This is a genomic window from Alteribacillus persepolensis, assembly GCF_900099605.1.
Lineage (GTDB): Bacteria > Bacillota > Bacilli > Bacillales > Marinococcaceae > Alteribacillus > Alteribacillus persepolensis.
In genome coordinates, this window is the sequence record NZ_FNDK01000011.1 from 21,743 (window position 1) to 48,550 (window position 26,808).

18 protein-coding genes are annotated in these 26,808 nt (G+C 41.9%); 6 read left to right on the plus strand and 12 right to left on the minus strand.

The features are described from left to right. The first annotated feature begins 157 nt into the window (after window positions 1-157). The 3 genes from BLT18_RS09975 (at window position 158) to BLT18_RS09985 (ending at window position 4,247) form a co-directional block, all read left to right on the plus strand. Window positions 158-1,621 (plus strand): CoA-acylating methylmalonate-semialdehyde dehydrogenase, encoded by a 1,464-nt coding sequence (locus BLT18_RS09975; protein WP_091273582.1) that lies wholly within the window; start codon window positions 158-160, stop codon window positions 1,619-1,621. Window positions 1,622-1,890: 269 nt separating this feature from the next. Beyond that, window positions 1,891-2,772: a sugar phosphate isomerase/epimerase family protein gene (locus BLT18_RS09980; RefSeq protein WP_091273584.1), complete on the plus strand. Its 882-nt coding sequence runs from the start codon at window positions 1,891-1,893 to the stop codon at window positions 2,770-2,772. A gap of 299 nt (window positions 2,773-3,071) precedes the next feature. After that, the gene (locus BLT18_RS09985) at window positions 3,072-4,247 is read left to right on the plus strand and encodes a DUF4317 domain-containing protein (RefSeq protein WP_091273585.1); all 1,176 of its coding nucleotides are present in this window, start codon (window positions 3,072-3,074) and stop codon (window positions 4,245-4,247) included. Window positions 4,248-4,598: 351 nt separating this feature from the next. Here the strand turns inward: BLT18_RS09985 and rlmD (BLT18_RS09990) are convergent, their stop codons facing one another. Together rlmD (BLT18_RS09990) and rlmD (BLT18_RS09995) are read right to left on the minus strand one after the other, a co-directional pair. After that, window positions 4,599-6,089 carry a 23S rRNA (uracil(1939)-C(5))-methyltransferase RlmD gene (gene rlmD / locus BLT18_RS09990; RefSeq protein ID WP_091273587.1) on the minus strand — a complete coding sequence of 497 codons (1,491 nt, stop codon included), beginning with the start codon at window positions 6,087-6,089 and terminating at the stop codon, window positions 4,599-4,601. A gap of 176 nt (window positions 6,090-6,265) precedes the next feature. Further along, window positions 6,266-7,657 (minus strand): 23S rRNA (uracil(1939)-C(5))-methyltransferase RlmD, encoded by a 1,392-nt coding sequence (gene rlmD / locus BLT18_RS09995; protein WP_091273696.1) that lies wholly within the window; start codon window positions 7,655-7,657, stop codon window positions 6,266-6,268. 313 nt (window positions 7,658-7,970) lie between these two features. Here rlmD (BLT18_RS09995) and adh point away from each other — a divergent pair, with 313 nt between their 5' ends. From adh to BLT18_RS10010, 3 genes are all read left to right on the plus strand, one after another. Beyond that, on the plus strand, window positions 7,971-9,491 hold the full coding sequence (adh, locus tag BLT18_RS10000) for an aldehyde dehydrogenase (protein WP_091273589.1): 1,521 nt from the start codon (window positions 7,971-7,973) through the stop codon (window positions 9,489-9,491). A 64-nt stretch (window positions 9,492-9,555) separates the two neighbouring features. Beyond that, window positions 9,556-9,924, plus strand: a complete 369-nt coding sequence (locus tag BLT18_RS10005; RefSeq protein ID WP_091273591.1) for a DUF779 domain-containing protein — start codon at window positions 9,556-9,558, stop codon at window positions 9,922-9,924. Between the two features lie 318 nt (window positions 9,925-10,242). Continuing rightward, window positions 10,243-10,749: a hypothetical protein gene (locus BLT18_RS10010; protein WP_091273593.1), complete on the plus strand. Its 507-nt coding sequence runs from the start codon at window positions 10,243-10,245 to the stop codon at window positions 10,747-10,749. 479 nt (window positions 10,750-11,228) lie between these two features. On the opposite strand, the gene mqnE is transcribed toward BLT18_RS10010, so the two are convergent. The 10 genes from mqnE to BLT18_RS10060 form a co-directional block, all read right to left on the minus strand. Then, window positions 11,229-12,332, minus strand: coding sequence for an aminofutalosine synthase MqnE (gene mqnE / locus BLT18_RS10015; protein ID WP_245705239.1), 1,104 nt, complete (start codon window positions 12,330-12,332; stop codon window positions 11,229-11,231). Between the two features lie 600 nt (window positions 12,333-12,932). Further along, window positions 12,933-14,321 carry an alanine/glycine:cation symporter family protein gene (locus tag BLT18_RS10020; RefSeq protein ID WP_217635740.1) on the minus strand — a complete coding sequence of 463 codons (1,389 nt, stop codon included), beginning with the start codon at window positions 14,319-14,321 and terminating at the stop codon, window positions 12,933-12,935. Window positions 14,322-14,354: 33 nt separating this feature from the next. Beyond that, a complete protein-coding gene (locus BLT18_RS10025) occupies window positions 14,355-15,974 on the minus strand; it encodes an amidohydrolase (RefSeq protein WP_091273594.1) in 1,620 nt (539 codons plus the stop codon). A 212-nt stretch (window positions 15,975-16,186) separates the two neighbouring features. After that, window positions 16,187-17,368 carry an amidohydrolase gene (locus tag BLT18_RS10030; RefSeq protein WP_091273701.1) on the minus strand — a complete coding sequence of 394 codons (1,182 nt, stop codon included), beginning with the start codon at window positions 17,366-17,368 and terminating at the stop codon, window positions 16,187-16,189. A 293-nt stretch (window positions 17,369-17,661) separates the two neighbouring features. Then, window positions 17,662-19,035, minus strand: coding sequence for a sigma-54 interaction domain-containing protein (locus tag BLT18_RS10035; RefSeq protein ID WP_091273597.1), 1,374 nt, complete (start codon window positions 19,033-19,035; stop codon window positions 17,662-17,664). 149 nt (window positions 19,036-19,184) lie between these two features. After that, window positions 19,185-20,582 (minus strand): M20 family metallopeptidase, encoded by a 1,398-nt coding sequence (locus BLT18_RS10040; protein WP_091273598.1) that lies wholly within the window; start codon window positions 20,580-20,582, stop codon window positions 19,185-19,187. Between the two features lie 45 nt (window positions 20,583-20,627). Beyond that, the gene (locus BLT18_RS10045) at window positions 20,628-22,049 is read right to left on the minus strand and encodes a YfcC family protein (protein WP_091273600.1); all 1,422 of its coding nucleotides are present in this window, start codon (window positions 22,047-22,049) and stop codon (window positions 20,628-20,630) included. Window positions 22,050-22,187: 138 nt separating this feature from the next. Beyond that, entirely contained in the window at window positions 22,188-23,735 is a 1,548-nt protein-coding gene (pruA, locus tag BLT18_RS10050) for an L-glutamate gamma-semialdehyde dehydrogenase (RefSeq protein WP_091273601.1), read from the minus strand. Window positions 23,736-23,756: 21 nt separating this feature from the next. Then, window positions 23,757-24,956, minus strand: a complete 1,200-nt coding sequence (locus tag BLT18_RS10055; RefSeq protein WP_091273603.1) for an ornithine--oxo-acid transaminase — start codon at window positions 24,954-24,956, stop codon at window positions 23,757-23,759. 276 nt (window positions 24,957-25,232) lie between these two features. Continuing rightward, window positions 25,233-26,636, minus strand: coding sequence for a sigma-54 interaction domain-containing protein (locus BLT18_RS10060; protein ID WP_091273605.1), 1,404 nt, complete (start codon window positions 26,634-26,636; stop codon window positions 25,233-25,235). Window positions 26,637-26,808 lie beyond the last annotated feature (172 nt).

Consider the following 26,808-nt stretch of genomic DNA (forward strand, 5'->3'; position numbering starts at 1 on the left):
ATTTGTATTCTGAAAAATTTTAAAAATAGCGTTTACAAACGAAAAAATATCACTTACACTTACACCATAAAATGAAATCGATTTCTTTTATTAGCAGCAATGTCTAGTTTTCTAACTTGACATGAAAGAATATATGCTGATGAGAGGAGTAATGAAGATGGCGAATACAACCGAAGCAGTACAGCATCTGAAAAACTATGTAGGAGGGCAGTGGATTGAAGCCACATCAGGACGATCTGAAGAAGTTCCTAATCCTGCTACTGGCGAAACGATTGCACATGTGCCTATTTCGAGCCGTGAAGATTTGAATAAAGCGGTAGAAGCAGCACAAGAAGCGTTTCAAATGTGGAGTAATACAGCGGTGCCAAAACGTGCTCGCATTCTTTTCAAGTATCAGCAGCTTCTAGTAGAAAACTGGGATGAGCTGGCTCGTCTTGTCACTCTTGAAAACGGTAAAAGTTACAGTGAGGCTTACGGGGAAGTACAACGAGGTATCGAATGTGTCGAATTCGCAGCAGGAGCGCCTTCTCTCATGATGGGAAAACAACTCCCAGATATTGCAACAGACATGGAATCAGGCATGTATCGTTATCCGATTGGTGTTATTGGAGGCATCACGCCATTTAACTTCCCGATGATGGTGCCTTGCTGGATGTTCCCGCTCGCCATTGCTTGTGGTAATACATTTGTATTGAAACCGTCTGAACGTACACCCGTTTTAGCCAATCGCCTGGTAGAGCTCTTTAGTGAAGCTGGACTTCCAGATGGCGTGTTAAATATCGTTCATGGTGCACATGATGTTGTAAACGGACTGCTTGAAAACCCAGACGTCAAAGGAATTTCTTTCGTCGGTTCTCAACCTGTTGCAGAATACGTGTATAAAAAAGGAGCAGAACACGGCAAACGTGTCCAAGCACTTGCTGGAGCGAAAAACCACTCCATTGTCCTTCCAGATGCCGATATCGATAATGCCGTCTCTCAAATTGCCAGTGCTGCATACGGGTCTGCCGGAGAAAGATGTATGGCTGCAGCCGTTGCCGTGGCTGTTGGTGATGCTGCCGATGAATTCGTGGAAAGACTGAAAAAAGAAGTGGACAGTATCACCATCGGAAACGGCCTGGACGAAGGCGTCTTCCTCGGTCCCGTCATTCGTCAATCACATAAAGAAAAAACAGAAAACTACATTAAAATCGGTCAAGATGAAGGGGCAACTCTTGCCTATGACGGCCGTGACAAGACCGTTAAGCTTGACGACGGCTACTTTGTCGGGCCGGTTATCTTTGATAATGTCACAACCGACATGACGATTTGGAAAGAAGAGATCTTTGCACCGGTACTTTCTGTCGTCCGCGTAGATACGTTAGACGAAGCTATTGAGCTGACAAATAAATCCGAGTTTGCAAACGGAGCTTGCATTTATACCGATAGCGGCCGTGCCGTACGTCAATTCCGTCAAAACATCGATGCCGGCATGCTTGGAGTAAACATTGGTGTACCCGCACCAATGGCATTTTTCCCATTCTCGGGCTGGAAAAACTCTTTCTATGGTGATTTGCACGCAAACGGAACCGACGGTGTTGAATTCTACACTCGTAAGAAAATGCTTACCGCCCGCTGGTAAGAAAAAACATCAAAACTCTGCTTAATAGTTCTTTAGAAAAACCTGGCTTGCCGTCCAACTCTTATGATGGAAACCGCAGCTTTCCTTATATTTTAAAGTTAAACATTCTAAGTACTGCTCTCCTTTGAGCTAAAAATCACACAGGTTCATACACCCTTTTCCTTACACCGCTTATCAAGCCTAACAAAAGGAATAGGATGCACTTTCAGGTGTATCCTCCTTTTTTCCATGTTTTCTAAACGTCTGCACTTTTAAGGAGGAATGATTTTATGAGACTAACATTAGACCCACATATGTTTAGACACTTACCCCTTCCCAAAATGGTCGACAAAGTTGCTGAATTGGGATATGAATATATTGAACTTTCTCCGCGTGATGATTTTCTGCCTTTCTATAAGTACCCGCGCGTCGATAAAGCACGTATCAAAGAATTAAAACAAGCATGCCGTGATACTGGCGTGAAACTGTCTTCTATTTTGCCGATGCAGCACTGGGCCGGACCAGATGAAGAAGACCGCCAAGCTGCTGTGCGCAACTGGAAGCGTGCAATTGAGATCGCCGTGGAACTGGATGTCGATGTCGTCAACACTGAATTCACAGGCCGCAATGATATGCCGTACAAATGTGAACAACAATTTGTAAAGTCTATGGACGAACTCATTCCTTTCTTTGAAAAAGAAGGACTGAATTTGCATATTCAAGCCCATCCGTATGACTTTATTGAAGATAATTACGTGGCTGTCGATATGCTTCGTGCGTTTGATAAAGATTGGATCGGCTATTTCTATTCCGTGCCGCACACGTTTTTCTACGACGACGGCAAAGGTAACATCCCTGCTATGCTTGATTACGCCGGTGACAAACTGCGTCACATTAACGTAGCAGATACCTTTAACCATAAAGCATCTTCTTGCTTGCGTTACGTCGTCAACCCTCCTGGTGTTCACGCCACTGTACACCAGCACTTAGATATCGGTAAAGGCGACATCCCTTGGGACGTATTGTTTAACAAGCTTCGTGAAATGGACTTCGATGGAATTGTGACAGCTGCCGTATTCGGAGAAGAACATCGTGCCGAAGAATCAAGCAGATTTATGCTAGAGCGTCTGACAGAGGAACTGATTCATAAAAAAGAAACTGTCAACAAATAGCAACACCTTCAAACTGCTGCCACAAAAGGAAACTCTTTTGCGGCAGCTTTTACTGATTGCCAGGCATCACGTGTGTAATAGTTAGACAGCCTTTGAGGAACAGCTGTCTAACATTTTTTCTCAAACAATAATATATCTATATTGCGTCCTTAGTCTCCTGCCACAACTTCTTGCAGTGCGTCCCTCCCCTAGTCTCTTCCGCTGGTAACCTATGTTCCTGTCAGGGCAGCAAAGAATTCCTGTGTTAAAATAGAGTTTCATAAAATGAAAACCATACCTTAAGCAGGAGTGAACAATACATGGATAAAAAAGATATAGCCGATATCCGCAGACAATTGATTGTCGACAATGATTTACTGAAAATCTCCGACATTTTTAACGTCTACATCATGAAAGATACAACCGACATTTACCACCACCAAAGCCAGCCATTTGATATGCTCGATCGCGACCAGCAGGAACTTTTCATGAATAATTTCAAAAAGCTCCTCACCGGCCAGCTGGATGAAAAGCTATTTGAACTAAAATTTAAACATGATGCAGAAAATAACAGTCAACTCATTCTTCATAAAGGACTCTTAAGCAGTGATGTAGAGAGCTGGAAAGAACAGATGCTTCTGATGACGGAAAAAATGATGAAAGACCATCCGTATGAACAGGATATTGTCATTTCTTTCATTCGCGCGGAATACTTAAAACCAACGAAAAAGCGAAACGAAGAAACAGAAGAAAGCGAGCGGGATGCGGTATATTCAAATCCGTTTATTCTTTGCAGCATGAATAAAACAGAAGAGCCAAAAAAAGAAATACAGTTCGATTATATAGAGAAGGAATTCAAGTATAAAGTTGAGACAGATCCAGTAATTGATCTGAAAAAACCGATGGCAGGATTTCTGTTTCCAACCGTTACAGACGGTGCTTCCGATGTCAATCACGTGCTCTATGCCGCCAGCAAAGCCAACGAGCCAGATTACCATTTTATCGAAGAAGTACTGAACGGAGAAGAAATCATGACCGCTAAAGAAGATAAAGCCGCATTTGAGGAAGTTATCAAAGATGTGGTAGGAGAGCAGCTGACCCCTTCCACCCTTGCCAATGTATATGGGGAAATCAACCGTGTCGTTGAAGAAAATGAAGAAGATACTCCGCCAACACTTGACTACAAAGACGTCGAGCAAGTTCTTCACCAAAGCGGGGAACAAGTCGACACAGATACAGTAAAAACTGCTTTTCAACGCGTTATGGATAACGAAAGCTATGAATTAAAGGCCAGCAGCATCGTCCCGAAATACACATCAAAATCGATTAAAATTAATACCAAAGTCGCCACTATTTCTATCAGCCCGCAAGATTTGCAGCACGTAAGACAAGTCAACTATAACGGAAAACGCTGCATTATGATTGAAGTGGAAGAAGATGCAGAAATTGATGGATTTAAAATGCTGCCGGAAGCTTTTGGCGAATCTTTGTCATAAGCCAGCATACAAAATAAGGCTCTGCACTGTATATCAACGTTTGAACAACATAAAGGGGCAGGAGTTTTTCGCTCCTGCCCCGGCATTTGATCTAAAACCAAAAATGGAAATAAAAGATACTTTCCGCAGCACCCGTGTCTCTGCACCTTACTCTATCAACCATCATCCCTGCATAACAATGCTTTCTACTAAACTTGTGCAGCATTCTTTGATGGTAAGCCTATCATTTCTCTTGCCTCATCTGGTGTTGCTACTTCTCGTCCATTTGCTCCCTCTGTTTGAATAAGCCTGCCCGGCACCACGCTGATGTATCTCTAAATTTTTGTATTTTCGTCGAACTTTATTGTTGATCTACTTCTTTATTTCAAGTAACGCAACATTTTCTACATGCGTCGTCTGCGGGAACATGTCGACAGGCTGAATCTCTGTAACCTTATAACCGTTCTTTACCAAATACTTTAAATCACGTGCCTGTGTTTCCGGGTTACAGGAGATATATACGACCCGCTTCGGCTTGAGTTTAACCAAGCTAGACAAGAAGGCTTCATCGCTCCCGCTTCTAGGCGGGTCCATAAACACCACATCTGCATTTTCACCACGTCCCGCCATCTGTACCATGAACTCTCCAGCGTCGCCTTGATAGAACCGTACATTTTTTGCGCCGTTACGCTTTGAGTTACGAATGGCATCACGAACCGCATCTTTATTAAGCTCCACGCCAATCACCTTGCCAGCTCTCTTGCCTGCAACCAGTCCAATCGTACCGATTCCGCAGTATGCGTCTATTATGGTTTGCTCTCCAGTTAACTCTGCCATTTCAATAGCCCTTGTATACAGCTTTTCTGTCTGGACTGGATTAATCTGATAGAAGGACTTCGCTGAAATTTCGAATTCCAATCCACAGAGGGTATCTGTTATGGTTCCTTTTCCATATAGCACTTTTTCCTGATTACCAAGCACCATGCTGTCATTTCTGTCATTTATATTCAGCAGTATGGTCGTAATTTCCGGATGAGTCTTTCTTAGTGCTTTAATGAAATGATTCTTCCCCTTAAACACTGGTGATGCAGCTACCAGTACCACCATGATTTCACCGCTCATTTTCCCCACCCTTATCAATACGTGCCGCAAAAAACCCTGCCCAGTGTCTTCATTGTACGGCTGCATTTTAAAGGATTTCATCATCCCCTTGATGGTTTGAATAATCTCATCCGCTTTTGGATCATGGATGATGGACCTTTCCATTGGTATGATCTGATGAGAATTTTCGGCGTATAATCCACTAATAATCTGTCGCTTTTTATTCAAACCGAATGTCATAACATTTTTGTTCCGGTAATCATACGGATGATCCATGGTTATGATGGGATTTGGTTTTCCAAAAGGCTTCATTCGTTCATCTATGACTTGCTGTTTGAAACGCTTTTGGGCCTGATCGTTCATGTGGTGAATCTGACATCCTACACTCTCGTGATAATAAGCAAATGGCGGATAGGCACGGTCTTCTGAAGGGTTTATCACCCGTTTCAGCTCCGTGTTGAAAAAGCGTCCTTTTTTAGAAACGATTACTTCGGCTGTTTCACCAGGCAACAGATTCGCTACCTCCAGCTGCTTCCCTTCCCACTCGATAACCCCTTTACCCTCACTTGTCAGGCCTGAACAAGTCACCTCTGCGATTACACTTTTCTTGCCATGCTGGCGCTTATCGGCTGCAGGAGGCTTGCCTTTGGATTTTTGGTTTTTCCGGTTTTTATTTGGCGGGAGTTGTTTGCTATTCTGTTTTTCAGATTGATATTGTTTATTTCTGGATTTTTTATATCCACGATTCTTTTGTTTAGTCATAATGCACTACCCAACTTTTCTTTTTCTTTGATTGACATCCCATTATAGAAAGGAGCTCTTAAGTTTTTCATCCTAAAACTGCAATGGAACATTCGCTCATGTAACCAACACTTTATTATTCCAGAAGCTGCTATTTCCACAAATGTGTATTCAAATGGCAAGACTTTATTATGTGTTTATACATTTAAAACTACTTTAGCCACACACTCCACATGCGTCGTCTGCGGAAACATGTCGACAGGCTGCACTTCTTTCGTTTCATAGCCGCCTTCTTCTAGCTTTTTCAAATCCCTCGCCAATGTCGCTGGGTTGCACGAGACGTAAACGATGCGCTGCGGCTGCATCTTAAGCATCGTCTCCAACAGCGTTTCGTCACAGCCTTTGCGCGGTGGGTCCACCACGAAGACGTCTGGATGAATGCCATGTGCTTGATGCCACCATGGAATGACGCTTTCGGCTTCTCCTACCGCAAAGTCTACATTCTCCATCTTGTTCAAGCGTGCATTGCGTTTGGCGTCTGCTACAGCTTCAGGGACAGATTCCACCCCGTAGACATGCTTGGCGTTTTTCGCTAAAAACAGCGATATCGTGCCGATGCCGCAGTAGGCATCAATAACTGTTTCGTTCCCGCGTAAACGGGCGTACTCGAGCGCTTTGTCATACAGCACTTTTGTTTGTGCTGGATTTACTTGGTAAAAAGATCGTGCGGAAATCGCGAATGTCACGTCGCCAATATGGTCATAAATGTACTCTTCTCCCCATAACACACGAGTTTTGTCTCCGAAAATAACATTCGTTCGTTTCGTATTAATGTTTTGTACAATAGATGCAACGTTTGGAATTCCCTGACGGATGTCTTCAATCAGCTTCTTTTTATGCGGAAGTTCTTCTCCGTTTGTAATGAAAATAACCATGAGCTGACCGGTCGTTTTTGCGTAGCGGGTGACAACATGGCGCAGAGTGCCGCGGTGTTTTTCTTCATCATACGCTTTAATATTATATTTATCCGCGATTTCTTTCACTGCTTGCACCGAATCATCATTTTCTTTTTGCTGAATAATGCACGCTTCCATATCAATAATCCGGTGGGAACGTTTTTGATAAAACCCTGCTTTTAAATGACCGTCGTTTCTTGTGCCAATCGGTACTTGCGCTTTATTGCGGTAACGCCATGGATCCTCCATCCCAAGGGTTGGATGGACCTCTACTTCTTTCAAACCGCCGATTTTCGACAGTGCATCCTGGACTTGCTTTTGTTTATAACGCAGCTGTGCGTCGTAACTCATATGCTGAATCTGGCAGCCGCCGCATTGATAATAAATGGGACAAGGCGGATCTGTACGTTCTTCACTTTCTTCTAACCTCTCTACCAGTTTTCCGAACCCATATCCTTTTTTCGTTTTAATGACTTTAATCTTCGCTTTTTCGCCAGGAATACCATATGGCACAAATAGCGGATATCCATCGACTTTAGCAACACCTGCTCCGTCATGGGTTAAATCTTCGAATGATGCGGTTATCGTTTCATTTTTTTGCACTGGTGCATGTACTGTTTGTTTCTTTTTCATCATCGTAACCCTTTCTTTCTCCGTTCTATTCTAATATGTGCCATTGTATCACACCTTCCCGATTTTACACGCCTTGCCTTTTCTCCTCTTATTGTTTCCTTCATATTCTTGTTTCTATAATGTGTAAATCGTCTAACATAATCTCCTCTATTTTCTATCTTTTGATGGAATTGATTATTTTCTAACTAATGGTAAAATTATGAATAGTATTCTTATACAAACTAATATAAGGGGGTGAAAAGGTCTTTTGAATGAGGCTTGGGTGCCTCGTTAATATCGGCAGTCTTCTTAAATATAGAAAGGAGATAGGAATATGCGTTATAATGCACCAAATACTTCTGAAAGTCTCGTACATTTTAATGATCGATATGATAATTTTATTGGAGGAGAATACCGCCCGCCGGTAAACGGGGAGTATTTTGACAATGTCACTCCAGTCACTGGAGAAGTATTTTGTCAAATGGCCCGCTCCACAAAAGAAGACGTAGAATTGGCGGTGGATGCCGCTCATCAAGCAAAGGATGCTTGGGGACGAACGTCTCCTGCCGAGCGCGGCAATATATTAAATAAAATTGCTGATCGTATAGAAGAAAATAAAGAAACGCTGGCTGTTGCAGAAACATGGGAAAACGGAAAAGCTATTCGTGAGACACTCAACGCAGATATTCCGCTCGCTGTTGATCATTTTCGTTATTTTGCCGGAGTTATTCGCACCCAAGAAGGTACCATAAGCCAGATTAATGATGACACGGTTGCCTACCACTTTCATGAACCGCTCGGTGTTGTCGGCCAAATTATTCCGTGGAACTTCCCGCTGTTAATGGCTACATGGAAGATTGCCCCTGCTCTTGCAGCCGGTAACTGTATTGTATTAAAACCCGCAGAGCAAACACCTGCTTCTATTCATGTCTTGCTTGACCTCATCAAAGACCTTCTTCCACCTGGTGTTATAAATATCATCAACGGCTTTGGCGTAGAAGCTGGTAAACCACTTGCGTCAAACAGCCGCATTTCCAAAGTTGCTTTCACCGGTGAAACAACAACCGGACGTTTAATTATGCAATATGCATCCGAAAATATTATCCCGGTTACGCTTGAACTCGGCGGCAAATCACCAAATATTTTCTTTGAAGATGTGATGAGAGAAGACGATAAGTTTCTCGATAAAGCTATTGAAGGTTTGGTGATGTTTGCGCTTAACCAAGGAGAAGTATGTACATGCCCTTCCCGTGCACTCATCCATGAGTCTATTTATGACCGCTTCATGGAACGAGCATTAAAACGTGTAGAAGCGATTAAGACAGGACACCCGCTTGATACTGAAACGATGATGGGGGCACAGGCTTCCCAAGAACAAATGGAAAAGATTATGTCATACCTTGACATTGGCAAACAAGAAGGTGCCCAAGTACTCGCTGGCGGCGGCAAAAATGAATTGAACGGCGACCTTGCCAATGGATATTATGTACAGCCGACAATTTTTAAAGGCACAAACGATATGCGTATCTTCCAAGAAGAAATCTTCGGACCAGTGCTCGCCGTTACAACCTTTAAAACAAAAGAAGAAGCACTATCCGTTGCCAATGACACGTTATATGGTTTAGGTGCAGGTGTGTGGACACGTGATATTAACACGGCGTATCGTTTCGGCCGTGAAATTCAAGCCGGACGCGTATGGACTAATTGTTATCACGATTATCCAGCACATGCTGCGTTTGGCGGCTACAAAAAGTCGGGTATCGGCCGTGAAAATCATAAGATGATGCTTGATCATTACCAGCAAACCAAGAATTTATTGATAAGTTACAGCGATGAAGCATTAGGTTTCTTTTAAACTATAGGTCAATGTTTCCTAATTGTCTCTTTTTTTCTAATGTATATAAAGGAGTGACTTTTCGTTGAAAGTACAACGAGTAACAGCGACGGACGCAGCGCTCTCCTTCATTGACAAATTATCCAAACGGCACGGACCGTTAATGTTTCATCAATCTGGCGGCTGTTGTGATGGCAGCTCTCCCATGTGTTTTCAGGAAGGGGAATTTCGCATAGGAGAGAGTGACGTTCATTTAGGTAACATCGGCGGTATGCCCTTTTATATGTCTAAAGATCAGTATGACTATTGGAAGCACACACAACTGATTATTGATGTGGTGGATGGCCGCGGCGGTATGTTCTCACTTGAAGGGCCGGAAGGAAAACGCTTTTTAACACGTTCTCGTGTCTATACCGATGAGGAACGCCAAATCCTTCAAGAAGATAGTCAGTAGCTAAACATCAAGGCGCTCTTTGAAAGAGCGCCTTTTATGTATATTTTCTCTGTCACACACTCATCCTATACATACGTCAAATGTTCGCTCTTTTTTCATTGATTTTTTTCAAAAACCATACTATTCTATTTAAATAGGGAAGTGTTTGTTAAGTTAGAAGAAAGGGGTTAAGATGATGCACTGGTTCATTATTTTCAGTATTATCGCTTCCGTTGCCGCAGGAGCTTGGTCGATTTATAACATTACACGTGGATATTAATCAGCTACATACCACGCGCGCTGCCGGCCAGCGCGTTTTTCCGTTGAGGAGGGAATTTTTTGAAAAGACGATCCACCGCTGCTCTTATGTTAAGCAGTTACCTTTTCTTCTTCCCCCACGTGGATACATGGGCGCTTGACCACCACAGCGAGACAGACACCGTACCTGCATCTGATAACTGGAATACATTATGGGAAGAAGCACAAGAAGAAGCAGCGCAACAGGATAGGGATACACGTTCTCAAGCAGAAAAACTGAAGGGTTTTGATAAAAACTTTCACACTGTCGATCATCCTCTGTTTGAACCACTGAATGACAATTTCACATTTTCCTTTCTGCCGTTTTCATCCATCGAAGAGCATCTGCTGCAACATTCCAGTAAACGAACGTTTTCTTTCGATATAAATAAAACAATAAATAACGATCGATTTAATTCTTTTCAACAAACGTGGGAGGATTTTGGCGCTGCATTTTCTGATACATATGACCAGCAGCAACAAGACACATTTGAGCGGGACGAAGCATTTGACAGTCAAACAGGAGTGTATGAACGCGTGAACGAATAAAGGAGCCGCAAATACAGGCTCCTCTTTTGTTACACCGATAGGAAAGTGTAACATTTTAACACGGGTAAATCATCGAAGTTGTCAACATGTTGAGGAAATCAGTACACGTACAACGAGGCAATCACCTGCACCTAATACCTAAAGGCTTGGGCTAGCCAAATGTTCCTTATTACTTATTTGGATGCAGATTGCCTGCCTCACTGGCGTAACCCAACTTCCTGCGTTCAGCGGCATGATCAGGTTTACCGATATTTTCCTTACAAAAAATAAGCCCCCAAAACATCATGAGGCAAGCTAGCGCATTAAATGGTGCTGCAGTTGCACTAAAAAGTTTCTTTGGTGTTCACCATGCTCACCCCAATGTGAGCAGCGACAATTCTTTCAAAGCTTTATCAATGAATCATAAAAAACCCGAATAAAGCACTGTTTTTAACACGTACCGTATTCGGGGTCCCCTTCTTTACCATCATTCTTTTTTCTTATTCATAGACTTTTAGTTCGTTATACAACGTATCTCGTTCAACTGGAATCCGATTGGCTTCCTTGACAAGATACACCAGCTCATCTCTTGTCAATCCTTTTGGTGACAGTGCACCTGCTGAATGGCTGATGCGCTCTTCTACCAGCGTGCCGTGTATGTCGGAGGCGCCAAAGTTTAAAGCAAGCTGAGCCACTTGCGTACCTAATGTAATAAAATACGATTTGATGTGCTGAAAATTATCGAGCATTAAACGGCTGATGGCAATCGTTTTTAAATCTTCGACTGCACTTGTGCGCTTCGTTATTTTGGAATCTACTTTTTTCGGCTGAACTGCTAACGGAATGAAAACCAAAAAGCCATTTGTTTCATCTTGCAGCTCACGCAAGTAAACCATATGCTGCAAACGCTCTTCTAACGTTTCAATCGACCCGTATAACATCGTTGCGTGGGTGGGAATTCCCAAAGAATGCGCGTTGCGGTGCACATCAAGCCATTGCTCTGTTGTTGCCTTGTTGACACTCATTTTCTTTCGGTATCTCTCTGATAAAATTTCTGCACCGCCGCCCGTTAATGAAGACAAGCCTGCATCTTTTAATTGACTAAGTACTTCTTTGTAACTAAGGCCGCTTTGACGGGAGAAAAATTCGATTTCTGCTCCTGTGTAGGCTTTAATGGTAACATTCGGAAAGTGCTCTTTTAACGTTTTAATACTTTCCACGTAATAATCAAACGGCACTTCTGTGTTATGTCCACCTGTAATATGGAACTCTTTTACATTAGGTGTAATATGTTCATTTACAAATTCCACCATTTCCATCGGGCTCTTTGTATAGGCACCCTCTTGGCCAGGCTTTCGCTTGAAATGGCAAAATGCGCATGTTGCTTCACACACGTTCGTAAAATAAAGGCTCATATTTTCTACAAAATATGTTTTCTTGCCGTTCTTTCTTAAATTGGCTTGATTAGCCAGTTCTCCAATCGTTAATAAATCATCGGAGTTATATAAAAATAAGCCATCTTCCATGGATAAACGTTCGTTGTTTTCCACTTTCTCTTTAATGCTGTTCAGGCGGGAAGTGGTATCAGTTTGGATGAGCAAAATAAAGACCTCCTAGTTGATGATAAAACCAAACATGCCAAATAAAAAGGCTCTGTTTGTGCCTTATGCTTATTATAAACAAAGTATGTCACGTATTAAATACACTTTTTGAGCCAGAGGATGGCGCTGTCCTTCTTCCTTTCCCATAAGAAAACCTCTAAAACAGATCAAGTATATACTGTTTGCTGACCGTTTTAGAGGTTTCATTGTTTTCTATTTTATCACAAATATGTTTAAATAGCTTCCCCTCCGCTTGTTTCTGCCATCATTTACGGAACTGCAGCCTCATTAACATGCCGGTGCGGCTGCCATCGTCACATGCGCAAATGACACCCAAAACTATTACTTTCCTGAATGGGAAAACGTTGTTATTTTCCCATCCAGGAAATACCTCCCTCTCTTCGTATCTCCTGTGAGCCGCCTCATAACACGTCTCTCTTTTTCAGGCGAATAAACACAGGAGCGTTACGTAAGCAAAGTGTACATGTAAATGTTGATATATCATATTCTGAACTAGAGTGAAAATGGCGTTTTGTATCAACTGCTAATGACTAATGTTTTCTAAGAAAATCGTCATGTTTCTTATTCATCACGTTTTGTGTGCTACAGCTGCTCCATATGCTTATTCGTTTTATGATTTTCTCCATGGTCTTGTTTTTTAGAAAAATAACTTCTTGTTATTTCTTTTACTTTACCGCTTAATAGCATAACTGCAATCATATTCGGCACGACCACAAAAACCATGGCAATATCGAGCAAAGACCATACAAATAGTAAATTGCTTGCCGCTCCCACTAAAATGGAACTGATAAAAACATACCGAAAGACAATCGAAGCCTTATAACCAAATAAATATTCTGCCTGCTTTTCACCAAAATAAATAACCATCAGCATTGTCGTCAACGCAAAAACAAACAAGGTGACGGAAATAATAAGACCTGCTGCACTTTGGCCAAACACTTCAGCAAGTGCAAGCATTGTCATGTTCTCCGCTCTGTCTGGTCCAACTGCGGTCCATACGTCTGTAGTAAGAATGACAAGGGCAGTGATAGTACAGACCACCATCGTATCGATAAACACTTCAAATACTCCCCAAAACCCTTGTGTGGCCGGGTTTTTATTCTGTGCTCCAGCATGAGCAATTGCCGCACTCCCCATTCCTGCTTCATTAGAGTACAAACCGCGTGCAACGCCCCATCGTATAACTGCCGCAAGCGCTGCTCCTGCAAATCCTCCAACAGCAGATATTGGCGCAAATGCGTGTTGAAAGATTAAATAAAACGCATGGGGAACAGCATCGATATGAAATAAAAGAACGATTATTGCAGCCCCCATGTAAACAAGTACCATTGACGGTACCGCCCGCTCAGCAAACGTGCCAATCGTCTTAATGCCGCCTGCCATAACTAGTATAATAAGAACGCTTACAACAATGCCAGTAACGATAGAGGGGATTTGAAAAGAACCTTCTAATACGCCAGCAAGTGAATTTGCTTGCACAGAAGCACTTGAAAATACGACAAATAATTGAGCTCCAGCAAGCAGAACCGCCAGCCATTTCCAGCCCAAGCCTTTATCAATATAATACATCGGTCCTCCCACATACGCTCCTGCTTTATTTACCGTCCGATATTTTACACCAAGCACTACTTCTGAATACTTAGTTGCCATACCAATCAGCGCAATCAGCCACATCCAAAACACAGCACCTGGACCTCCAAATGCAATCGCTACTGGAACGCCAATAATATTTGCCGCTCCAATCGTTGAGGCCATAGCACCTGCCACAGCCTGAAATGGCGTAACCGTCCCTTCTCCATCACCTTTTTTAAACATCGTTCTAAATGTGAATGTCATCATGTGTGGAAAATGTTTAAATTGGAAAAATCGTAATTTAATAGTAAGAAAAATCCCCCCTCCGATTAAAAATATCATCAGGGGAACTGCTAACATATCAGCAATTTTTGCATTCAACTCTATTAGTCTTTCCACGAATACACCACTTTCTTTTCAACATTTTCCTGATTATGATTGTGCCTTCTCTCGCTGTTTTTGATAAACGAGCGCACCGCTCATATATGTTTTTTCAACAGAAATGCTATCAATATCGTCTGGTTTAACAGCAAAAATATCTTGGTCTAACACGATAAAATCAGCGTAATTTCCTTCTTTTAGTTCACCAACGTTTGGGATTTGTGTAATCTCTTTTGCTCCCTTCGTGTAAAGTTTAATAGCTGTCTCAAGGTCAATGCGCTCATTTTGGCCGGTATCTGTACCATTATGGGCGTAACGCGTAACAGCCGATTTAATGCCTACAAATGGATTTACAGGCTCTGCCCACGGTGTTGCCGGTGCATCAGAAGAAAGTGCTGTCGGGATGCCTTTTTCAAGCATCGTGCGAATAGGATACGTCCGCTTCGTTCTTTCAGTGCCCAAGTTATGCAAATAACTTTCAATTTCTGCATATAAGAAGATAGGCTGCGGAACAAAGCCAATGCTTGATTCTGATGCCTTTTGCAACGCTTCTTTCGTTGGCATTGAAGCGTGTTCTATCCGTACCGACACACCATCTTTAACCCAGCTTTCAACGCCATAAAACGTGTTAACAATTAAGTCAATCGCTTGCTCTCCCATCGCATGGACAACTAGCTGTACACCATGCTTTTTCGCTTCTTGTGCTGCATCTAACAATTCTTGCTCAGATGTTATCGGAATGCCTTCATTTTCTTCGTTGTTTATATATCCTGGTTTGACCCAAGCTGTTTGGCCGGAAATACTTCCATCAGAAAACACTTTAATCCCGCCAATATGAATATCTCGTTCTTTGTTTGTATTCTCTTCATTTAAAACCGAACTCTGTTGTAAGTCCGACCATTTGTAATAAATAACGGTCCGTTGTTTCAATCCTTTTTCGTGTGCTTTTTCATACATCTCTAAATAATCTATCGGGGTTGTTTTTGCCATCAATTCAGTAATACCGGTAATTCCATATGACAAAAATGTGTCGCTTAAATCAGCAAGTTTTTCCGCATCTTCTTCCATTGTCGCCACAGGCATCACATCATGGAGTAAGTCTTTAGCATTTTCCTTTAAAACACCGGTAGGCTCTCCATTTTCATCACGTTCAATTTCACCGCCATCCGGATCTTTCGTATCACGGTCAATTCCAGCTAATTCTAATGCACAGCTGTTCACAACGACAATGTGAGCACAGGTGCGTGTTGCTACTACCGGGGAATCGGAAACTGCTTCGTCCAAATCCCAGCGATTCGGCCCGCGATTTTCTTTTAGCTTCCCCTCGTCAAATCCCCACGACTCAATCCATTCTCCCTTTTGTTGTTGTTCTCTGCGCTTTCTCAACTCATTCTTCAAGTCTTCTAGTGACTTTACAACAGGAGGCGTTGCCGGAACTTGTTTTGCAGCGTACGCCAAGTACAGCGGATGCAGATGAGCGTCAATCATGCCTGGCAGCACACGTCTGCCTTCTAAATCGATTGTTTCGGCCTTTTCTGCTCCTGTTATATCTTCTTCATTTCCAACCCAGTCTACTTTCCCATCTCGTACAATCATGGCACTGGCATAAGGTTGATTTGAATTGGATGTAAAAATACGTCCATTGACGAATAAGCACGTTTTGCTTGTCATATTACAGACATCCTTTCTTTAGATCGTTTGCTTGTCTCATATTCTACAATGCAATTTTTGTACCGATTAAACGTACCCTTCATGACAACACTGGCATTATCAGCCTGCAAACAAATACAACGGGCTGCTATTTGTCGCGTCACACCGGAGAAAGACGGGAACCTTCCTGCCTTCCTCACCTGTAAAAATTTTTTCCTTTCCTAATAAAACAGTCATGACTCGTTCAAAAACTTGTGTACAGCGTTTACAAAAATTTTCATGCCATGTTCTAGAGCTTGTTCATCAAATGTAAATTTTGGATGGTGATGTGGATATACAATCCCTTTTTCTTCATTTCGAGCTCCTACTTTAAAATAGGTTCCTGGCGCTTCGTTTGAAAATGCAGAGAAATCTTCTGCTATCATTTGCGGCTTCTCATGTATGATCGTATCTTCCCCATACAATTCAGTGATGGTGTCTTCTACCACTTTCGTTACGTATTCATCATTTTGAATCGAGGCATATCCATTTTTATATTCCATCGTATAAGCAGCACCGTGAGCTTCCGTCACACCTTTAATAACCCGGTGCATCAACTGCTCGATTTGTTTTCGATATTTTGGATCAAACGTGCGGACAATTCCGCTGAACTTGACAGAGTCAGCAACAATATTTCCTGCCTCTCCAGCATGAAACTCCCCAATTGTTAAGACAGCGCTGTCAATTGGATCGATGTTTCGGGAAACAATTTGCTGCAAGTTCGACACTACTTGAGCCCCTACAGCAATGCTGTCCACTGTATCATGCGGAAGCGCTCCATGACCGCCCTTTCCTTGAATCGTCACCCAAAAACCATCCGCCGCTGCTGTCATCGGGCCATAGGTAACCGCTGTTTGTCCTACATCTATGGTAGAGGCAACATGTGCACCAATAACATAGTCAACACCTTCCATAGCTCCGGCCTCCACCATTTCTTTTCCACCGCCTGGAAACGCTTCTTCTGCATGTTCAAACAAAAAGCGGACTTCCCCATTAATCTCTTCCTGATAACGTGATAAGATTTTTGCGGTCCCAAGCAGCATGGCCGCGTGCCCGTCGTGGCCGCACGCATGCATTACACCTTCACGTTCAGAAGCATAATCAAATGTACTTTCTTCTGCAATTGGCAAAGCATCGATATCTGCACGAATAGCTAATGTTTTTCCGTCTTCCTTTCCTATTAACCGTGCCATAACACTCGTTGGAGTTGGCCGGCTGACCTCTAAATTTCCAAATGACTGCAATGTGTCATAGATATATTGAGATGTTTCTTCTTCTTGAAAAGACAACTCTGGATAACGATGAAAATGACGTCTCCAGTCCACGACTTGCTGCTGCATCTCTTTTACTTCTTGATTTAATTTTGTGTTATCCATCACAATCATCTCTCCCCTGCATTCACTAATAAATTTTTACTCTTTTAAAATAATGCAAATTTCATGCCTAATTTCTGAATCATGTCACCATAAATGTTCTTTCCCGCGACATTCGCATTCATTTCACTTATCTATGTTTCCCCTCAAAAAAACTTTAGAGGAATACGAATGCCTTGTTACGCATACACAGATTTCCTTGCTATGTTAATGACACTTAGGCTTTGTCTATGCTGCTTTTTCTGTTCATACAAAAAAAGAGAGGGGAAAAATTCCACCTCTTCGTAAAAATATTTTTACCTCAACTCATATTTATCCATTTTATATTTTAATGATTGTTTCGAAATTCTTAATTGTCTCGCTGTTTCAGCGATAACTCCACCGCACTTCTCTAGCGTTTCCACAATAATGCTTTTTTCATATTCTTCTACCGCCTCTTTTATCGATGTAACATTCGTTGTTCTCTTTGCAGAGGCCGTCGAGGGTGCTTGCTGCTGTTTCATTCGATCAGGAATGTCATCCATCGTAATTTCGTGACTGCTTACATGGTTATAAGCTGTCTCTATTGCATTTTTCAGTTCTCTCACATTTCCAGGCCAATGGTAGTTTTTAAAACACTCCAATACTTCCGGCTGAATGCTGTCGACATACGTATTCATGTGATGATTATAAAAACGGATATAAGATGCTACTAGTATTTCAATATCTTCTTTTCGTTCTGCTAAATCAGGAAGGTTTAACTGCACCACACTTAATCGATAAAATAAATCTTCTCGAAGCTTTTTTTCTTGAACCAGCTTGTCAGGATCTTCATTGGTGGCAGATATCACGCGAATATCGAGTGATATATTACTTTTCCCTCCAATACGCCGTATCGTTTTTTCTTCAATTGCTTTTAACAGCTTTACCTGCAGGGGCATGTCCAGAGAGTTGATTTCGTCTAAAAACAACGTTCCCCCATCCGCTTGTTCAAACAGTCCAGGACGATCTTCGGCTCCTGTAAATCCGCCTTTTTTTGTTCCAAACAACGTGCTCTCCAATAAATTGGGCGGAACAGAGCTGCAATTAAATGATATAAACGGCTGCGCATAACGAGAGCTGAGATTGTGAATCGATTGAGCAACGACTTCTTTTCCAGTCCCTGTCCTTCCATACAGCAAAACAGTAGAGTTCGTACGAGAAATATTTCGTAATTTTTCTTTTATTTTTTTCATTTTCGGGTGCTCTGTGACAATATCATCAATAGTATATATCGTATTGTTTTTCCGGTATACTTTGTGTTTGGCAAATTGGTCAAGATGATGAATATTTTCTTTGGTAAACGAACGTGTTGAAAACTCGATCGCAGCAACTATTTGTCCATCTTCCTTCACAGGGTACGTTGAACTAATGGAGAAAACGGTATCTCCTTTTTTTGTTGTCATTTCCTGTTTGACATGAATTAGCGGGACACCGCTGCTTAACACTTGCATAACCGTACTGTTCTCTTCATTCAAATCTTTGTACAGTTCGGTCACTCGTTTTCCCATGAATTCTTCAGGACGAACACCTAACTGCATGAGAACATTCAAATCAGCTGTATCGTAAAACATGATAAAACCATTTTTGTCAACAACTAAAATGTTATCGTAATCGGCTAACTGCTCGATGGTGTCTACATCAATATGCATTCAAACACCCCCTGCCTTCTTCTCATGCTTTCATATTTTATCAAAGACTAACTTAAAAAAGAAGCAGTAACCCCTCTTACTTCCATCAGCGCCTCTTCATAACACCAGCATATACCTTATATAAGGTATATGCCGGATGCAGCTATTCGTTATATGTTTGTTCCAGGCTTTACGTCTTCTGGAATCGGGCACATATACGATTGTCCATTCGTTGCTTTCTTGAAATCTTCTTTCGCTTGATCTATCAAATGTGGATGCAGCAGCATATCAACAGCGGTAGAAGCCATCACTTTACCTGCATGTAACATCCCTTTTTTTCCAATAGAAGAGCCGGCCTGTGACACGGCTTGCCAACTATGAAGGGCTGTTCCATTGGCCATACACGTCGCCGCACACTGTACAGTTGGAGCAACCCAGCTGACATCAGCTACATCTGTGGATCCGGTAGATAAAACCATGTCGCTTTGCGGGATAATAGTGTCTGTTAAGTCAACATTTTCTAACCCTTTTCCCCATACACTGTTTTTCTCTCCTTCATGAAGTGTTGTCCGTATGTCTTTCGCTAACTGATACTCCTCTTCATCAAAAACAGGAGCTTGAAGTTTTTCATAATTTCTTGCCATCACCGCATCTAATGTTTCATTCGGAAGTAAATCAGACGTACCGCTGTCAAATACGACTTCTAGTTCCGTTTCTGTCATTTGTGCTGCACCTGCCGCAATTTTTTTCACACGTTGATAAATTTCTTCTACTTGTGCGACTTTCGGTGCTCTTAATAAATACAGAACTTCCGCTTCGGATTGCACAACATTTGGGGAAGAACCGCCAGTTTTTGTGACTGCATAATGCATACGAGCTTCAGGCACCACATGCTCTCGTAAGTAATTCACTCCAATATTCATCAGCTCTACCGCATCCAATGCACTTCTTCCTAAGTGTGGTGCCGCAGCTGCGTGAGCAGAACGTCCTTTAAAATGAAAATACACTTGGTATGTGGCTAAAATGTTCATTTTAATTACGCCGTTTATAGGAGCTGGATGCCAAGTGACAGCAGCATCTACATCATCGAATACCCCGTCTCTTACCATAAACACTTTGCCATCGCCGCTTTCTTCCGCAGGACAACCGTAATAGCGTATTGTTCCTTTCAATTCATGCTTGTCCATATATGCTTTTACCGCTATTGCAGCAGCAAACGAACCGACTCCTAGCAAGTTATGACCACAGCCATGACCGTTGCCGCCTTCTTGCACCGGCTTTTTTTCAGCAATTCCTCTCTCTTGGCTTAATCCTGCGAGTGCATCATATTCTCCTAACACAGCGACCACCGGATTACCATATCCATATTCAGCAATAAATGCTGTATCCATCCCGGCAATATCTTTTTGAATACGAAATCCCTCTTCTTCCAATCGTTTCATCAACACCGCTGCAGACTGATGTTCGAAAAAGCTCGTTTCCGCAAAGTCCCAAATATTGTCACTCACGTCGATAAAAATATCCCGATATTGTTCAATGATGTCGTTGATTTCTTTCGTATGTTCCATTTCTTTATCACTCCAATACTGAAAATATCCTTATTCTCTATAACGTTATGTCCAGATGAACAGGTGGACTATCGTAACAAAAACAGCTCCAAGGGCGTAATGAATAATAATCAATGGCCATATAAATTTTATCCACTTTATCCACGATATTCCTGACATCGCTAGTGCCGCTAGCAAAAGACCGCTTGTCGGAGAAAAGATGTTGGAAATTCCATCTCCCATTTGAAACGCAAGTACAGCTGTTTGCCGTTGAACATCAATTAAATCCGCCAACGGGGCGATAATCGGCATACTTAAAGCAGCTTGTCCGCTTCCCGAGGAGACAATAAAATTTAGTAAACTTTGAGCAATAAAAATGCCAAATGCAGCAATACTAGACGGCCACTCCGATAGGGCATTGACCATAGAATACAAAATAGTGTCGATTGTGCTGCTGTTCTCTAGTATAACAACAGCTCCATAAGCAAATCCGACGACGAGCGCCCCAACTACAATCTCCTGGCACCCTTCTGCAAAAGATTTGGCTATTTTATTAACATTCATTCCGTTAATAATCCCCATCACAACAGCCATAATGACAAACACCGCCGAAATTTCTGTTAAATACCAGCCAAACTTTATGACACCAAATGCCAGCACAACAAGTGTTGTTAACAGAACAGCAAGTACGGCCGTTTGGCGTTTCGTCAGCTTATGATGGTGATTGTCATTCATGTCTATATCCCATTGTTTATCTTCTTCATACGTGATACTAAGCGTATGATCATTGCGTACTTTCTTGGCGTAACGCATGACGTACCAAATACTTACGAGCATAAACACAATCCAAAAAACAATTCGTACACCCATGCCAGAAAACAGCGGGAGTTCTGCAATTCCTTGTGCCACCCCAATCGTAAAAGGGTTCATAAATGCAGCCGTAAATCCAGAAGCAACGCCAACAAGCACCATTGCCGCACCTACTACTGAATCAAATCCCATTTTTAAAGCAATCGGTATCATAATCATAATAAAAGGAAGCATCTCTTCGAATACACCGACTGATGCTCCGGCTACTCCAAAAAAGAGCATGACACAAGGAATAACAAATAATTCTCTCCCAACCAATTGCTTTGACATACTGCCAAATGCGCCTTCAATAGCTTTTGTTTCACGAAATACATGAAAAGATCCTCCGACAACAAAAATAAAGAAGATTATCATTGCTGCCTCAACCATCCCTAAATGTATTGCTTGAAACAAATCAAAGAAAACAGGCGGGTTTGGTTCAACCGATGTATACGTGCCATCCACAACTACACTTTGACCATCTTCATTTATCGTTCGTTCATATTCTCCAGGCGGGATAAAATAAGAAATAATCGCGACTAACACAATTATCCCAAATAGTATTAAAAACGTGTGAGGGGGTTCTTTGCTTTTATGAGACGGAACATGATTTGTTTGTGGTACAGTTTTCGCTTTCATTTTTCATCTCCTTTTCACTTCTCTATCATTTTATTGAAAACGGATTCAAATCAGGTTATAAAAAGCACTTCACAATGAAAGCAAGCTCAAAGCCGGTGCGGCCTTGAGCTTTAACTTCTCGTTGTCCTCTTGCTGCCCTTACAGCATTTGACTGATTGTTTTCGGATGCAAATACTGAAGAAGATGGTCTGGCCCGCCTGCTTTCGCGTCTGTTCCAGACATTTTAAATCCTCCGAATGGGTGATAACCAACAATCGCCCCTGTACAGTTACGGTTGAAATACAAGTTGCCAACGTGAAAGTGGTGTTTTGCTTTTTCAAGATGTTCACTATTGTTGGAAATGACAGCACCAGTAAGTCCGTATTCTGTGTTGTTAGCAATATCTAGTGCTTCATCATAATTTTTCGCTTTGGCAAATGCTACGACTGGACCAAAAATTTCTTCCTGCATAATACGTGCATCTGGTGCTGCGTCCGCAAATATAGTCGGATTAATGAAATAACCTTTTGAGTTATCGGCATCTCCGCCAGTGATAAGGCGGCCTTCTTCTTTGCCAATTTCAATATAGCCGGTAATCTTATCAAATGCTTTTTGATTCACGACCGGTCCCATATAGGTATCTTTCGAAGCAGGATCACCAACAATCAACGCTTTTGTGCGCTCTCCCACGCGTTCTACTACTTCGTCATACACGTCTTCATGCACAATAACACGGGAGCCGGCAGAACATTTTTGACCAGAGAAACCGAACGCAGATTGAATAATCGCATCCACAGCAGTGTCGAGATTTGCTTCATTATCAACCACAACGGTATCTTTACCGCCCATTTCAGCAATAACACGCTTTAAGTGCTGCTGCCCTTCTTGTACAACAGCTGCGCGCTCATAAATGCGAAGCCCCGTTGCTCTAGAACCAGTAAATGTAATAATGGATGTTTTCGGATGATCCACGAGGTAGTCACCAATTTCAGAAGGCTCACCAGGTACAAAGTTAATAACGCCTTTAGGTGCACCAGCCTCTTCTAAAATCTCTACAAATTTAGCCGCAATCACTGGTGTAGGCTCAGCTGGTTTAAGAAGAACGGTGTTTCCGGTCACAAGCGGGGCCACCGTCGTACCGACCATAATTGCACCTGCAAAGTTCCAAGGCGGAATTGTAACAGCTGCCCCCATCGGTTGATACACATACTGATTGAACTCACCATCACGGCTGTTGATCGGCTTGCCTTGTTTGAGCTCAATCATTTGACGAGCGTAGTATTCCAAAAAGTCAATTGCTTCAGCTATATCAGCATCTGCTTCTTTCCATGGTTTACCTGCTTCTTTGACGAGCAGTGCAGAAAACTCATGCTTGCGGCGGCGCATGATCGCAGCAGCACGGAATAAAACTTCTGCTCTTGCTGTTGGATTGGTGTGTCTCCATGTTTCAAAAGCGCGAGTCGCAGCATCGAATGCTTTGTCTACTAATTCCGGCGTTGCTTTTGATACCGTACCAATTATTTCTTCTTTATTTGCCGGATTGTAAGAAACCAATTTATCATCGGTTGTTACTTTTTCTCCATCAATAAGAAGCGGGTAATCGTCTCCCAGATAGCCTTCTACTTTCTCTAACGCTTGTTGAAAATCTTTAATATTTTCTTCTTTTGTAAAATCCGTAAATGGTTCATGTCGATAAGCTGTATACATCATTCATTCTCCTTTCTGTTATTACGCACTCAATACAGATTCAATTTTTTCAATAGCCCAATCCAAGTCTTCTTCAGAAATAACCAACGGCGGCGCAAAACGAATAACCGTTTCATGCGTTTCTTTACAGAGCAGGCCTTTTTCTTTCAATGCCTCACAATATGGACGGGCAGCTTCTGTCAGCTCTACACCGATGAAAAGACCTTTCCCTCGCACTTCTTTTATTTTTGGATTATGAATCTTGTTGAGCCGTTCTTTGAAATAGCGCCCTAGTTTTGCAGAACGTTCCACCAGCTTCTCGTCTTCTAGCACTTCAAGCGCTGCTATGGAAACAGCAGATGCAATGGGATTTCCTCCAAATGTGGAGCCGTGCGAACCAGGATTAAACACGCTTAGAACACTCTCATTTGCAGCAATGCACGAAATTGGGAACACACCACCTCCAAGTGCTTTACCAAGAATATAAAGGTCCGGTTCAACATCTTCCCAGTCACAAGCAAATGTTTTACCAGTACGTCCCAGACCACTCTGAATTTCATCTGCAACAAACAACACGTTGTTTTCTTTACATATGTGACTCGCTTCTTTCAAGAAGCCTTCCGGGGGAATAACAATCCCTACTTCCCCTTGAATGGGTTCCATGATAAAGCCAACCGTATTTGGCGTAATAGCAGCTTTCAATGCTTCGATATCACCATAAGGAATAACTTTAATACCTGGAAGCATTGGTCCAAAACCGCGCTTGTACTCTGCCTCAGAAGACAAAGAAACAGCGGACATCGTTCTTCCGTGGAAATTCCCTTCACAAGCAATAATTTCTGCCTTGCCTTCGTCAATGTCCTTATTCTCATACCCCCAGCGGCGAATAGCTTTAATCGCTGTTTCTACCGCTTCAGCACCTGTATTCATCGGAAGAACCATATCTTTGTTTGTGAGATTGCTGACTTTTTCGTAAAATGCACCTAGTTTATCATTGTGGAACGCACGAGAGGTGAGCGTCACTTTATCTGCCTGGTCTTTCAGTGCCTGAATAATTTTTGGATGGCGATGCCCTTGGTTTAATGCAGAATACGCACTCAGCATATCGATATATCTGTTCCCCTCAGGGTCTTCTACCCATACACCTTCTGCTTTAGATATAACAATTGGCAGAGGGTGATAGTTTCTCGCACCATGTTTTTCTGTCTGTTTAATAATTGAAGTACTCGGTGTTAACGTCATGACTTCACTCCTTCTCCCTTCCATGAAATGTCACACTAATATAATGCAAAATGCATGCCAACATAAAAATCACAACGTGTCCCTTTTTTATATCAAATAGGCGAAAAAATATTTTTCCTATGCCAAAAAATTATTGATATTAGAAAAAATATTTTGCTCAAATGAAAAATAAGAATTCTTCTCTCATCAGAATATGGGACAGCAAAACGAATCATTCCAGAAAACCACGCCGTAAAAAAAGAGATTCCTTTTTAGGAACCTCTTCTTCGGCGGCACTTATACTCTTACTTTTTTAATTCCTAATTTTTTCAAACGGTACTGTAAACTCTGCCTGCTTAACCCAAGCACTTCCGCTGCCTTTTTCACTTGGTAATCGTGATTTTCTAACACTTTTTTCACATACGCTTTTTCTTTATCAAACAAATAGTCTTTTAAGGTGCGGTTCTCTTCCTGTATTTCAGCATCTTCCACAAAGGTGTTGTTTTGGACATTCGGCTTTTCTATAGTTATACGTTTCCGTAAATGCAGGGGAAGGTGGGATTCTTCCATAACTTCTTCATCGGTAATCATATTCATCGCACCTTCAATTACATGCTCGACCTCCCTCACGTTCCCCGGCCAATGATACTCTTCAAAAAAGCGGCGCACCTCGTCACTAATTTCTTTCACATTTAATTGAAACAATTCGTTGTATGACTGTATAAAATAATCACTTAGCTCTTTTATATCATCTTTTCTATCGCGAAGCGGCGGTATAAATATAGAAACCACACTCAGCCGGTAATACAAGTCTTTCCTAAGTCTTCCTTCCGTAACAGCATCAATGGGATCTTCATTCATGGTAGCAATTAAACGAATATCGGTTTCTCTTTCTTTTGTATCCCCTACCCGGCGAATCGTTTTTTCTTGAATCGCCCTCAGGAGTTTCGACTGCAGGTTAGGACTAAGTGAGTTTATTTCATCGAGAAGAAGCGTTCCTCCTTCCGCTTGTTCAAATAAACCAGGACGATCTTCAGACCCTGTAAACGCGCCTTTCTTCGTCCCAAATAAAATCCCTTCAATCAAACTATCCGGCAGCGCTGCACAGTTTTGACTGATGAATGGACCGGGCGAGCGGCTGCTGCCATTGTGGATGCTTTGCGCAAAAATTTCTTTCCCTGTTCCAGTTTCTCCTATAATGAGAACCGAAGAGCTTGTCCGTGTCGCCCGTTTCGCATGTTCAATCACTTCTTTCATTTCAGCGCTTCTTCCAATAACACTGTCAAATGAATATTTTCGATTGCCGCGCTTCATATTTTCCTGTACCATCCGCTCTAGTTTTGTAATATCTTTTGTTATTTCCAGCGCCCCAACAATCGTTCCGTTTTCCTTCACCGGAAATGTATTATTAATTGTTGTTATTTCAATTCCTTTGTTATTTAAGTACGACTGTTTTACATTCCGTGACTCCATACCTTCAGATAATGCCCGTTCCAACGTGCTTTCTTGTCCCTTATTGAACTTAAAGACATCGGAAATATGTTTGTGCAGTACTTCTTGCGGATTCATGTTTTCAATTTCTGACATTTTATTATTATAAATAATTGTTTTCCCCAATGCATCCACTGCATGCACGCCAACATCAATGTGATTCATCACGTTTTCATAAATCATGTCTTGATGCTTTCCCTGTATATCCATCACCGCTGCCTCCTTTTCACCTGCCAAAAAATTATTTTTCTTTTGATAATTTATTTTTCTTTATCCTAGCAAATCCTCTCTTATACTGCAAAATATATTTTCGTCCGTTGTGATAGTTAAGGGATTTTTTGTTCTTGATAAAAGTTGGCACGATTTTTGAATATGTAATGGA